Raw genomic sequence first — 12,406 nt, forward strand, 5'->3', positions numbered from 1 at the left:
TGTGGCATGTTTCTGGGGTCGCGTGCGGTGGTTAGGCGGCTGTGGTCTGGTTGTGGTGGGTGCACACGTGATTGCCTACGTAGCTCCTTGGCCGCCTGGCGCGTCGGACGCTGACCCGCCTGAATCAGCCGAGCGCTGAAACTAGCGCATGTCAGTCCTCGGTCTGGCGCCCGATGAAGGCAGCCATTCCGGGCACCGTGAACTGAATAGAGCCATATTCGGGTGCATACACAACACCCTTGTCGATGAGTCGTGAGCGGATGACGGCAAGTTTGCTGGTCGACTTCCCAAGGCGTTCGGCGATTTCTCCAGTCGAGGAAGGGGTATCGCTGTCCTGGGCCATGGCCCTGAGGTAGAGGCGTTCTGCATTGGTGGCACGCTGCCATCTGGCCTCGAAGAAGCCATGGTCCAGGTCGTTGGTGCCGTGGCGGACTGCCACGTGCGCGTCGTCAGCGCTGATGATCTTCTCCGATGATGCTTCCCAGGCGGCACGTCCGTAGACCTGAAGGAAGAAGGGGTAGCCGTTCGCGGCAGAGAGCAGGAGTGACAGCGCATCTGGGTATGGCACTCTGAAATGGCCCCACTTAGGGGACTTTTAGCCGTTTGAAATGGCCCCACCCTCGACCCGCCCGTAGCGTTCTTTTTGTCCGCCAAGACATAAGAGAACGGAACGGGATTGAAAGAGAGATCGAGAGTGAAGCAATTCGAGCGTATCCGCCTTGATGCGAGGGATAAAGATATGTCGATCAGAGAGCTGGCACGGGTGCACGGCGTTCACCGCCGCACCGTGCGGGCCGCGTTGGCAGAGGCCACGCCGCCGGCACGGAAGACGCCCGAGCGGAAGGCTCCGAAGCTGGGGCCTTGGGAGGACACCATCCGGGCCTGGTTGACCGCTGACCAGAAAGCGCCGCGCAAACAGCGCCACACGGCCCGGCGGATCTGGCAGCGTCTGGTCGATGAACACGGCGCCGTAGTTGCCGAGTCCACGGTCGCCCACGCCGTGGCCAGGATCCGCCGCGGGCTTGTGAGCACTCCGGCTGATGTTGCCGTCCCGCAGACCCACGCCCCGGGCGGGGAAGCCGAGGTCGACTTCGGCGAGTTCCAGGCCGTGATCGGCGGCACGCAGGTGAAGCTGTTCATGTTCGTGATGCGGCTCTCCTACTCCGGACGCGCCGCGCATGTGGCCTACGCGAACCAGTCGCAGGAATCCTTCCTGGACGGGCACAACACCGCGTTCGAACGCCTCGGCGGGATCCCGGCCAAAATGATCCGCTACGACAACCTCAAACCCGCGGTCACCACCGTGATCCTGGGCCGTGAACGGCTGGAAAACGAACGCTTTATCGCCCTGCGCTCCCATTACGGGTTCGACTCGTTCTTCTGCCTGCCCGGCATCGACGGCGCCCACGAAAAGGGCGGCGTCGAAGGTGAAGTCGGCAGGTTCCGGCGCCGCTGGCTGACCCCGGTCCCGGAGTTCGATACCCTCGCGGGGCTGAACGCGTATATGGCCGGCTGCGATGTCAAAGACGACCACCGCGTCATCACCGGCCGACCCGTCACCGTCGGTGCCGCGGCAGCGGAGGAAGCCGGCATGCTCCGGCCGTTGCCGGCGGACACGTTCGAGGCCGCCTCGACGTTCTCGTTCAAGGCCGACCATAAGTCCCAGGTCTGCGTCCGCCAGTCCTACTACTCGGTCCCGGCCCGCTATGCCGGGCGGCGGGTCAGCGTCAGGCTCGGTGCGCACACCATCGAGATGTTCGCCGAAGGCGCCCGGATCGCGTCCCACGTGCGGGCCATCCACAAGTATTCCTACGTGCTGGAACTGGACCACTACCTTGAGGTCCTCACCCGCAAACCCGGCGCCCTGGCCGGGGCAACAGCGCTGATGACAGCCCGCGCCTCCGGGGCCTTCACCGCAGCCCACCAGAAATTCTGGGACAGGGCCCGGGCCGGGCTCGGCGACAAAGCCGGCACCAAAGCCCTGATCGAGGTGCTGCTGCTGGCCCGGACCCTGCCGGCCGCCGCGGTCACCGGCGCGATGGAGAACGCCGTGAGGACCGGGGACTTCGACCCCGATCATCTGGCCATCCACGCCCGTGCCAGCCAGAGCTTCCACCACGTCCCGGCGGCGCTACCAGACGAAGTTGCCGGACGGATCAGGCACCTGCCCGACCGCTGGGAGCCCTCGCTGGCCGGCTACGACCGGCTGCTGGCCGCGGCAGGCAGCCGATGAGCGCCGGGCAGAGACCGTCCATGGGCCAGCTCAGTGAGCCGGCCGCCGCCGCGGCGATCGGCGCAGCCTGCAAAACCCTGTATCTGACCGGCGCCGCGCAGGTCGCCGGGTCCATGGCCGCCGAAGCCGCCCGGCAGCGCCTCAGCCACCAGGGATACCTCGCCGAAGTCCTGACCTATGAATGCGAGGAACGCGATAACCGGTCCCGGGCCCGGCGGATCAAGGAAGCCAAGTTCCCTCGCAGCAAACGCCTCGAAGACCTGGACCTGGCCCAGATCCCAGACCTGCCGCCGGCGACCCTGACGCACCTGGCCACCGGCGCGTGGATCGATGCCGGGGAACCGCTGGTACTCCTGGGCAATTCAGGGACCGGGAAAACACACCTGCTCATCGGTCTGGGCATGGCCGCCGCCGAGCAAGGACGGCGGGTCCGCTACATCACCACGGCCGCCCTGGTCAACGAACTCGTCGAAGCCGCCGACAACAAGGAACTATCGAGACTGGTCGCCAAATACGCGCGCCTGGATCTCCTTTGCCTTGACGAGGTCGGCTACGTCAAGCTCGATACCCACGGCGCCGAGCTTTTGTTCCAAATCATCACAGCCAGGGAAGAACGTGCGTCCATAGCCTGCGCAAGCAATGCCCCGTTCAGCGAGTGGGGCCAGACGTTCACCGACCCCCGCCTCGCAGCGGCAGTCGTGGACCGACTGACCTTCCGCGGCCACATCATCAACACCGGCACCGATTCCTACCGACTGAAAACAACCCAACAAACCATCAACAACAAGTCCCGGCAAAACTGACCGGAACACCAACAGGGTGGGGCCAAAACAAACGGCGAACCCGGGGCCAAATCAACTTGCTATTCCCACGCATCAGGCGCCAAGGAGGCGCCGAGCCTGTTGATGGGCAAGGCGAGGGCTTCCGAGGCGGCCTCTTCGTTGACTTGGCCTATGGTCCTGTAGAGAAACAGCCGCTCACCATAGGTCCTGGCCTCCGAGATCTTGCCGGGCAGGTTGGGTAGGCCCGCACCGATGATGTAAAAAGGCCATCCGCGCTGGCCCGCAAGGTGCTGAACGGACAACAGTATGGTCAGGAGCTCTTCGTCCAGGTCTTGCATTTCGTCAATGAACAAGCCGAACCCGACCCTGGCTTTTCGCATCGCGAGTGATACATCCTCGACAAGTTCCTCGAGGTCGATGTCCAGGTTGCCTGAATCGGCGCGCCCTTGTTTGGTCGTCACCGACGCGGAGACGCCGGCAACCCCCAAACTCGCTGAGATGTTGCCGATGCTGTTCAAGGCATTCTGCAGAAAGCTCCAGGCTGGCTTTCCGCGGAGTCTGCGCGCACCTACTTCAAGCTCACGTGCAAGCTTCGCCCGGGTGGCCTTTTTGCCGGCGTTCCCTGGTTGGGCTTCAAGCTGGATTACCAGCAAGTCGTTCCGTCGCGCGTGCTCTGCGAAAGACGTTCAGCAGAACGGTTTGCCCACTCCGCGAAGGCCGGACAGAACCATGCCGCGGTCCCCCACGGTGTTGGACTTGGCGCGTGCGACCAACAGATCGAAGGCATCGATCTCTCCATCACGGCCGACAAGCTCCGGAGGCCGGACGCCGGAGCCGGGGTTAAAGGGGTTCAGTGCTGGATCCATGCCCCAGTGATACTCACTTATAACGAGATATAACGCTTCTTGTTATAAGACCATATATTTCGTTACCAGCGGCGTGAGAACACCACGGCGTGAGCGTGTGCACTTCCGATGCCGAGAATACCGCGCGGCCCGATGCGCCGCCCTTCGTGCCCTGGACCATGTTCCTGGATTCGCATGCCGCAACGCGCATTGAGCAACACCTAGCTAGGGAAGCGCCTCAAACGGGGCCTGGGCCGACTTCGACGACGTTGCACCGGTGGCAGTGACGGTGGTCGGGAAACCGGGGGGAGGTGCACTCTTCGGTACGCCGATTGTGGTGCTGAATGCTCCTTGACCGTCAGCTTTCTGCTGCTTGACAAGCGTGGCGTGAAGGTATATCGCGACCGTCTCGTCCGGGTAGAAATTCCGGCCACTGACACTCAGGGTCTCCCCGACCCGTGCCTGAGTCGGGGCAATTTCGATGTTCGCCGTTTCCTGGACCTGCTGCCTGATCATGTCGGCGCGGTTCCGGGATTCCTCGGCCGCAGACTTATCCACCGCCGAATCGGCCTCAGTCTGGGCAATCTTCAGGCAGTCGGAAACGACCTGAAGGGCAACTACCGTATTTTCCTGTTTCTGCTCCTCGTACGCCGCCTCGACGGATGCGTCGGCAACCACTTTGAAGGTTCCTCCGAGTTTTCCGCCCAGTTTTGTTGTCAGATCGAACCCTCGCCCTTTAGTGCATTCGATGTACGTGATGGCCACTCCGCCCAGGCACTGGCCGTTGTACTCTCTCGTGTTGCCGGTACAGGCCGGTCCCCCGCACGTGACCAGCATGGCGCTGACGGCAAACTGGACCAACAAGAGCGCAACCAGGCGGGAAGGCCTGCGCGTCTGTATCTTCGGCGCATCGTCACGGGTATCCATGGTTAACTCCGTCCCGACTGAAGCTTCTACAGCATGCAGCCGCCAGCCTGAGCTGAGTAGACGTGACTGCCCGTTACCGGTGCGTTACTGCCTCCGTGGCCTCCCGACGAAGTTCGCGGCGCTAGAGCCAGCGTTCGACGTCGGCACGCATGTGGGCAAGCTGGTTCCTGAGTTCCGGCAGACTGCGCGCTGCCGTTTGCCACACGGTGTCGTTACGAATGGCCGCGTAGTCGTGTGAGAGCACATTCCGGAGTCCGCGCATCTGGCGCCAGGGTATGGCGGGGTACTGTTCACGAATTGGCTCCGGGATCCGGTCCGCGGCAGTATTCAGGTCGATAAAGATGGACTTCATGGCCTCGCGCGACCGCCAATTGTCAGGATCGTTGAAGGCAAACTCGCCCTCGTCCACGATCTGCTGTGCCCAGCCCAGCCGTTCCTCCATGTCTCCGATCAGCTGCAGGACCCGGTCCTTCGGAGCCGCCGTGAGGGAGAAAGTCGGATCCTTCTGCTCTCGAGGCACGAACTGGCCGCCCACGGGAATCTCTTCGGGGTGCCGGCTCACAGGGGGACTGCTTCGCTGAGGATGCGCTCCATGATCGGGCCCCCTGAACCCGACGGGACGATGTCCACCTCCACGCCGAGCAGGTCAATCATGTCCAGGCGGAAACCGGACAGGTCGAAAAGCGTTGCGTCCGGCTCGAGGTCAACCAAGAGATCGACGTCGGACTCCGGCGTGTCCTCGCCCCTTGCCAAAGATCCGAAAACGCGGATGTTGTGTGCTTTGTACCTGTGGGCGATCTCCAGTGTCTCGCTGCGGTGTTCAGCGAGGATCTCCGATGGCCGGCGCCGCAATACTTTCATGATCCGGCCAAGGGTTTCGGGCCGCGGGATGCGCTTCCCGGATTCATAGGCTGAGAGATTCGGCTGGCTGACGTGCGAGAGTTCCGCGAGCCGCTTCTGGCTAAGCCCGGCACGAACCCTTTTCTCGGCTATCTCGCTGGTCATAGGTCAAGTATATCGGGGCGATATACGTCTGGGGCTGGCCTCGGCACACTGGGGCCGTCTACAGCGGTGCGCCAGATCTGTCACAACCGCCAATAAAGGGTGAATGGGCAATATCTGGCACAAACGGGGTCTGGCCGAGTATGGTCAATATATGTCACAAACTCCGTTTTACCGGGCCGTGGACGCCGTCTCACTCGGGCGGGCCATCAGTGATGCCCGCAAGGAGGCCTCGCTGACCCAGCAGGACCTGGCCGACCGGCTCGGCACCGCCCGCCGGACCATCGTCCGGCTCGAGCATGGCGAAGCTGTCTCCGTCGTCGTCGCCATGAACGCCATCCGGGCGCTCGGCCGCGACGTCGCCCTGATCCCCCGGTTCGCGAAGCTGCAGGTGAAGCCATGAGCCCGAGGAACAAGAGCCTGGAGGTGTTCCTGCACGGGGAACACGTCGGGGTCCTGACCGGATCCGGCCTGAAGATGTCCTTCCGGTACGACCAGAACATCCTCGCAGAGTACGGTGCCTCCTCCATCCTGCTGTCCTTGTCGCTGCCGGTAAACCGGAAGAAGATCGACGGCGCCGCGGTGTACAACTACTTTGACGGGCTTCTGCCCGAGGGCCAGGCCCGTTCGCACATCGCCGCAGAGAACGGCCTCTCGACCCCGGATGCCCTGGGGCTGCTGGCCGTCCTGGGCGCCGACTGCGCCGGCGCCGTCCAGGCCCTGCCCGCGGACACGTCCCCGGACGGCCCAGCCGGCTCCCGGCCCATGAGCGTTGACGAGGTCGCCGGCGTCGTCGAGGCGCTGCCTAGCTGGGACCTGCCCGATGACTTCGCGATCACCGCCTCGCTGGGCGGCATCCAGTCCAAGGTGCTGCTGAGCCGGCACGGGGACGGGTGGGCATGGCCGGGCCGTGGGGCAGTGTCCACACACATCATCAAGCCGGAGCCCCCGGACTCGCCGGTCCCGCACCTGCTCGCCTCCGAAGACTGGGCGCTCAAGGTGGCTGCGGCCGCCGGCCTGCCCGCCGCGGAAGCCCGTCTGGAGACGTTCGGGTCCCGCCAAGCGATCGTGGTGACCCGGTACGACCGGACTCCGGACGGCGGCCGGCTGCACCAGGAGGACTTCACCCAGGCCCTGGCACTGGCCAGCACCTCCAAGTACGAAACCTCCACGGTCCCGCCGTCCCGGCTGACCCAGCTCGCAAAAGCCGCGGCACCGCACACCAGGGACGACCGGGAATTCCGGCGCGCGCTGCTGCGGGCTATCACCTTCAACCTCGTGATCGGTAACGGGGACGCGCACTCGAAAAACTACTCGATGCTGCTTCGGGACGGCGGCGAAGTGATGCTCGCCCCGCTCTACGACGTCGCCCCCACCGTGCTGCTCTACGCACTGAGCAACAACGCAGGCCATCTGGTGGGCGGCCAATCAAGCCTGAACTACCTCACCCTGGACCACGTCACCCGGGAAGGTGCCGCGTGGGGCATGGACGCCGGGGATGCACGGGCGACCGCGGCTACCGTGCTGGAAGCGGTGGCCGCGGCGGCGGCCGCGGTTCCCGCGCCGGAGGAGATTGGCTTCCTGAACGAACTCGTCGCCGCGCGGGCCGCCGAACTGCTCGAGGGCAGGACGGCCAGCCGTGCACTTGCCGGTCAGGCGCCGTCGGGCACCTGAGGTTTCGGACCAAGCAGGAATAGATTTCCCTAGGTCATAGGTGAACCTTACAAAATCGTTGGTAAAAAATTCATTTGATTTCGATGGCTCAATCATCGGGGGCTTGGTCTCGACAAGCTCGACCACCGGGGGATTTCGACAGGCTCCATCACCGACCTTTGAACGCCGGTGTCCGTTTCTCTTGGAACGCCCGGAAGCCTTCGGCATAGTCCGCACTCTTACAGAGGCGGGCCTGCTCGGTGTTTTCCTCTGCCATGGCGTTCCACAGGCCCAGCCGCTGGTCGCGGATGTGCGCCACCAGCTCCTTGCTCGCGTTGAACGCTCCCGTGGCACCCAGCGCCACCCTGCCGACGATCTCACGCGTCTGGTCCAGCAGCTCGTCGGCGGGCATGGCACGGCTGAACATTCCCCGGGAAACGGCCTCGGCACCGCTCATGAGCTCTGCGGTGTAGATCAGGTCCAGGGTCCGGTGCATGCCCAGCCGCTCGGTGAAGTACCAGTGCCCGCCCGAATCCAGCGTTGCCCCCAGCTTGGCGAACGGCGAGCCGAACTTCGCGTTCTCCGCCACGTACACCACGTCCGTGGCCAGCAGCAGGCCCAGCCCCACACCCAGGCACGCACCATGCGCCGCGGCGAACGTCGGCGCCGGGAACTCGCTCATTTTCCTGAGCAGCGGCTGCACCAGCCCGCCCAGGTACGCCTCGGCGTCGTCCGTCTTCGGCGTCACGCCCGAAATGTCCCGGCCGGCGCAGAAGGCGCGGCCCTCTCCCCTGAGCAGCAGCGCCCGGACTTCACCGCGTGAGGCGGCGGCAGCGGCGTCGTCGTACGCCTGTGCTAAATCCGTGAGCGCCTGCTCATCAAGGGAGTTCAGCTTGTACGGCGCGTCCAGGACGATTTCGGCCACGTTATTGGCGATGGAGAGGGAGATCATGGGTTCCTTAGACGTCGAAGTCGACGGTGACGTCTTTGCTGGTCGGGTGGCTCTGGAAGGTCAGCACGTAGCCTTTGTCCAGTTCATCCTGCTCGAGGGCGTAGTTTTCGTCCATGGTCACAGTGCCGGTGACCAGTTTGGCGCGGCATGTCCCGCACACTCCCCGGCGCACGCGAACGGCACGTCCGGGCGGACCCGCAGCGCGGCGTTCAGGATGGACTCGCGGGCGTGCGTGGGGCTGGCCACCTCGCCCTGCAGGCCGTCCAGCTTAAACGTGATCTTGTACGTCTCCTTGGACTCGTCCACCAGCACGGGACGGCCGGCGTTCCCCTCCGGGCGGTCCGGCTTCCCGCTCGTGAACAGTTCGAACCGGACCTGCTCCGGCTTCACCCCGCGCTCGGCCAGGGTGTCCCGGCACAGCTGCACCAGATCGAACGGCCCGCACAGGAACCATTCGTCCACATCGTCCGCGTGGATGGCGGTGCCGAGGAGCTGCTGGAGCTTCTCGGCGTCGATCCGGCCGGACAGCAGCGGCGCGATCCGCTGCTCGCGGGAGAGCACGTGATGGATGGCCAGGCGCTGCGGGTACCTGTCCTTCAGGTCCGCCAAGTCCTCCAGGAACATCACGTCCATGGCGGCCTTGTTGGCGTAGATCAGGTCGAACCGGGTCTCCGGGTTGGCGGCCAGCAACGTCCGGGCGATCGCGATCACCGGGGTGATGCCGCTCCCCGCCGCGATGGCCACAAACGTGCCCGGCTCCCCCGCCAGCTCGCCTGCGATATCCTGCGGCCGGTTCATGGAGTTCATCACGTTCTGCTCCACGGCCTTCCCGTCCCGGCCGTGCTTGGACACAAACGCACCCATGGGGCTCATGACCTCCAAGGTGTCCCCCGCCTTCGGCTCCGCATTGGCCCACGTGGAAAACAGCCCGCCCAGGTCCTGCTTCACGGCCACCCGGATCTCGCTGGACCCGTCCGGGAAGCTGCGCGGCTCGGCACAGATGGAATAGCTGCGGCGCACCTCATGCGGCTCGCCATTCTCATCCGCCAGCATGGTGCGCAGGGCAACGTACTGGCCCGGGCGATCGTTGCCTGGTTCGAAATCACGGGCGCCCCACCACCATGACCGGCGAAGGAAATCACCGCCCAAAATGAAGTCAAGAAGGACCGTGATCTGCAGCCTCGATGCCTCGCATGCCTTCCGAGCGCCAGCAATTCACTGCGCTCAGCTTCCGAGCCAGTCCGACAGGATGCAGTCCGACTGAGATTAAAGCTTGTAGCTATGCCATCGAGTGATGGGCATGCTCATCCGGCCTGATGCGCATGCCCATCACGTCATGCGCATGCTCACTGATCCGGACCGTCAGGACGCGCGTCAAACTCACAGGAATCTAAAGGGCCAAGTAAGTGCAAACAGAAGAATTGAAGGACATTGTCCGGAAACTGCCGTCCTGGTTCAAGATCCCAACACCTTTGACCTCTACATTGACCATGGGGTCAGCGGCGCCAGGGCAGCGCGGCCGCAATTCGACAAAGCTCTTGATGCACTGCATAAGGGCGACACCCTGGTGATCACCACACTGGACCGGTTGGGACGTTCCACCGCCAATATGCTGGAGCTGGCCACCGTGCTGCGAAAGCGAGGGACCGGTCTTCATGTGCTGAATCTTGGCGGCGGGGACGTGGACACCGGCACCCCGATGGGCGGCATGGTCTTCACTGTCATGGCAGCCCTGGCGCAGATGGAACTGGAGATTAAACGGGAACGGATCACCGATTCAGTGTCCAAGCGCCGGGCCGCCGGCAGGGACCTGGGCGGGCGCCGGGAACGGTTCACTGACAGCCAGATCAAATGCCCGCCGCCTGATCGAGGCCGGCCAGCCGGCCACCCAGGTTTCCCGGGACCTCGGCATGTCCCGGGCGACCCTGTACCGACGCATGGGCAACCCTGTTCACTTTTTATGAAAATTCAATTATAGTGAATGTTCAATCAAGGTGAACAGAGGAGGGAGATGCTGGAAAGCCGTATCAACATCATTGTTCAGCATCTGACCCAGTACGGCATCGACGTACGCGTGGAAGACTCCGGTTGGACCCGCCCCGCGTTCGAGTACCCGCTTCTCACGCTGCAGCGGGAGGCCGAACGCCAGAAGTTTGTGATCCTGGATGATGCTCTGGCGCAACGAGTCATTCCCTTCGAGGATCAGGCCAAGCCCCTGATTGCCCAGGGCTACATCGACGAAAAGCAGGCCAGAGGATACCGGGCACAGAATCTGAATTTCGTGGATGAGGCCGGTAATGCCTTCATTGCGTTCGGGAACGTCTATGTCGACGTACGAGGCCGCCGTGTGAGCCGCCGAACCCCCGAGAGGAAGGACGCAGGGGCCGGCGTTTCCGCTTCGGGAGTGAATCTGTTCAGCGCACGCAGGTCGCGTCTGCTGTTCGTTCTGCTGACCTGGCCATACGTGCCGCGCCTGACGATCAGGGAGATCAGCACGCTGTCCGGGGTTTCAGTGGGTCTTGCCCAGGAGACTCTAAAACTCTTACAACGAGAGGAATATCTCTCAGTCGGGCCCGGCCCCCAGCTGTTGAGGCAACGCGAGCTCTTCGAGCAATGGGTCATGACCTATCCTCATCAATTGGCCCCTCGGCTGTCGCTGGAGGCCTTCAGATCATCTGAACCGGGTCTTCACGGACCATTGGCGCCAGGGATGGAAGTCAGCGGAGAAAGCGCCCTTCCCGAACTGCTGAATCCATCAAGCCTGACCGTCTACGTCGAAGAGTTCACACCCCGCATGGCCGTCGTCAATAAGTGGCGCAGGGATGAGCATCCGAATGTCTTCGTCAGACACAAGTTCTGGACGGATCCGAGCAGCCTCGACATCGAAGCCCCGACAATGGCCGGGAACCTGCCGACCGTTCCCAGCACACTCGTATACGCCGATCTGCTCGCCAGCGGAGAACCCCGACAGCGCGATGCCGCCCTAATACTGAAGGAGCACGATGAGCGACTTCTCCGCATATTCCGCTCATGAGTTCGGCCCCTTATGCACTGTCCTGCGGAGCGTTATGGACATCACCGCCAAACCGGGAGAGCCGATCATGCTTGTCGGCGCTTCGGCACGTGACCTTATCCACCGGGGTTTGGGATTTGACTCGGAGCTAGCCAGCACCACGGACATAGACATTGCCATCGCCGTTGCGGACCGTTTCGCCTACCAATCGGTCGTAACGAACCTTGAACCCGAGGGAAGACACCCGGATCCGCTTTCGCATCGACAAGTGTTCCGTGGACCTCATACCCTTTGGAGGGATCGAGAACCCCTCGGGAACAGCCGTTCCCCACCCTGACGGACAGACCGTGGATGTCTTCGCATTTCAGGAAGTCCTTGACGGAGCCGAACTGTACCGGTTGCCTGAGGGCATTGAAGTTCGGGTGCCGACGGCCGCCGGATATGCCGCCTTGAAAATCAAGGCCTGGGTGGACAAGGGAGCCCTGGGATGGACGAAGCATGCCCGGGACCTCAGCTACGTATGTATGTGGTACCAGAACAGTCCTGGCCTCAACGACTCCCTCTACGACTACGAAAAGGACGCCGACCTTTTCGAGCTGGCCAACTTCGACCAGGATCTGGCCTCCACATATCTGTTGGGCAGACACATCCGCGCCACCATCGGGGACGACCTTGCCGACCAGCTGGGGACCCTCTGGAACCCCGCCAGCCGGAAACTCATGGCATCATCTGAACGAAACGACAGATTCCTCCCCTCGGCGAAGGCCCGGGACTATGACACCAGACTTCAGTATTTCGACGCGATCCACGCCACACTCTCAGCTGTCCAAAGCCCCGGACACGACGATTGACCTGACAGTTCGGATTCCTTGATCTGCCTGGTTTCAGTCCCTGTAACCATCACCAGCGAAAGTCGTCTTGCGCGGTTCGAGGGTCATAAAAGGCCGAAGTCCCTTTTCCTGAGAAAAACCCAGGGTGAGACGCATTGGTGAGATGAGC

Annotated in this window: 13 protein-coding genes and 2 pseudogenes; 7 read left to right on the plus strand and 8 right to left on the minus strand. The window is 63.3% G+C overall.

The genetic code is table 11. The features are described from left to right. Positions 1–151: 151 nt before the first annotated feature. Entirely contained in the window at positions 152–568 is a 417-nt protein-coding gene (locus tag ACQCS0_RS16815) for a winged helix-turn-helix domain-containing protein (protein WP_426939903.1), read from the minus strand. 126 nt (positions 569–694) lie between these two features. Here ACQCS0_RS16815 and istA point away from each other — a divergent pair, with 126 nt between their 5' ends. Together istA and istB are read left to right on the plus strand one after the other, a co-directional pair. Continuing rightward, positions 695–2,233 (plus strand): IS21 family transposase, encoded by a 1,539-nt coding sequence (gene istA / locus ACQCS0_RS16820; protein ID WP_426939904.1) that lies wholly within the window; start codon positions 695–697, stop codon positions 2,231–2,233. Next, positions 2,230–3,036 carry an IS21-like element helper ATPase IstB gene (gene istB, locus ACQCS0_RS16825; protein ID WP_426939905.1) on the plus strand — a complete coding sequence of 269 codons (807 nt, stop codon included), beginning with the start codon at positions 2,230–2,232 and terminating at the stop codon, positions 3,034–3,036. The genes istA and istB overlap by 4 nt, the downstream gene beginning before the upstream one ends. Before the next feature lie 59 nt (positions 3,037–3,095). Here istB and ACQCS0_RS16830 read toward each other — a convergent pair whose 3' ends face one another. From ACQCS0_RS16830 to ACQCS0_RS16850, 5 genes are all read right to left on the minus strand, one after another. Further along, positions 3,096–3,533, minus strand: coding sequence for a hypothetical protein (locus ACQCS0_RS16830; protein ID WP_426939906.1), 438 nt, complete (start codon positions 3,531–3,533; stop codon positions 3,096–3,098). Positions 3,534–3,701: 168 nt separating this feature from the next. After that, positions 3,702–3,881, minus strand: coding sequence for a hypothetical protein (locus tag ACQCS0_RS16835; protein ID WP_426939907.1), 180 nt, complete (start codon positions 3,879–3,881; stop codon positions 3,702–3,704). Positions 3,882–4,085: 204 nt separating this feature from the next. Further along, positions 4,086–4,787, minus strand: a complete 702-nt coding sequence (locus ACQCS0_RS16840; RefSeq protein WP_354223013.1) for a hypothetical protein — start codon at positions 4,785–4,787, stop codon at positions 4,086–4,088. 121 nt (positions 4,788–4,908) lie between these two features. Then, entirely contained in the window at positions 4,909–5,349 is a 441-nt protein-coding gene (locus ACQCS0_RS16845) for a HepT-like ribonuclease domain-containing protein (RefSeq protein ID WP_354223011.1), read from the minus strand. Then, positions 5,346–5,792, minus strand: a complete 447-nt coding sequence (locus ACQCS0_RS16850) for a helix-turn-helix domain-containing protein (protein ID WP_354223009.1) — start codon at positions 5,790–5,792, stop codon at positions 5,346–5,348. The genes ACQCS0_RS16845 and ACQCS0_RS16850 overlap by 4 nt, the downstream gene beginning before the upstream one ends. Positions 5,793–5,943: 151 nt before the next feature. On the opposite strand from ACQCS0_RS16850, the gene ACQCS0_RS16855 reads away from it, so the two are divergent. Beyond that, positions 5,944–6,192 (plus strand): helix-turn-helix transcriptional regulator, encoded by a 249-nt coding sequence (locus ACQCS0_RS16855; protein ID WP_354155297.1) that lies wholly within the window; start codon positions 5,944–5,946, stop codon positions 6,190–6,192. Then, positions 6,189–7,463 (plus strand): type II toxin-antitoxin system HipA family toxin, encoded by a 1,275-nt coding sequence (locus ACQCS0_RS16860; protein WP_426939908.1) that lies wholly within the window; start codon positions 6,189–6,191, stop codon positions 7,461–7,463. The genes ACQCS0_RS16855 and ACQCS0_RS16860 overlap by 4 nt, the downstream gene beginning before the upstream one ends. A 148-nt stretch (positions 7,464–7,611) precedes the next feature. Here ACQCS0_RS16860 and ACQCS0_RS16865 read toward each other — a convergent pair whose 3' ends face one another. Together ACQCS0_RS16865 and ACQCS0_RS16870 are read right to left on the minus strand one after the other, a co-directional pair. Continuing rightward, entirely contained in the window at positions 7,612–8,394 is a 783-nt protein-coding gene (locus ACQCS0_RS16865; protein WP_426939909.1) for an enoyl-CoA hydratase/isomerase family protein, read from the minus strand. A gap of 7 nt (positions 8,395–8,401) precedes the next feature. Continuing rightward, positions 8,402–9,543 (minus strand): annotated as a pseudogene (locus ACQCS0_RS16870) (2Fe-2S iron-sulfur cluster-binding protein). A gap of 325 nt (positions 9,544–9,868) precedes the next feature. On the opposite strand from ACQCS0_RS16870, the pseudogene ACQCS0_RS16875 reads away from it, so the two are divergent. The 3 genes and pseudogenes from ACQCS0_RS16875 to ACQCS0_RS16885 form a co-directional block, all read left to right on the plus strand. Continuing rightward, positions 9,869–10,358, plus strand: a pseudogene (locus ACQCS0_RS16875) (recombinase family protein); the annotation flags it as partial. 47 nt (positions 10,359–10,405) lie between these two features. Beyond that, complete coding sequence (locus tag ACQCS0_RS16880; protein WP_354224828.1) at positions 10,406–11,428, plus strand: type IV toxin-antitoxin system AbiEi family antitoxin; 1,023 nt, start codon at positions 10,406–10,408, stop codon at positions 11,426–11,428. A 326-nt stretch (positions 11,429–11,754) separates the two neighbouring features. Beyond that, positions 11,755–12,258 carry a hypothetical protein gene (locus ACQCS0_RS16885; protein ID WP_426939910.1) on the plus strand — a complete coding sequence of 168 codons (504 nt, stop codon included), beginning with the start codon at positions 11,755–11,757 and terminating at the stop codon, positions 12,256–12,258. Positions 12,259–12,406 lie beyond the last annotated feature (148 nt).

Origin of the sequence: Pseudarthrobacter sp. S6 (genome assembly GCF_050156575.1) — a bacterium.
Lineage (GTDB): Bacteria > Actinomycetota > Actinomycetes > Actinomycetales > Micrococcaceae > Arthrobacter.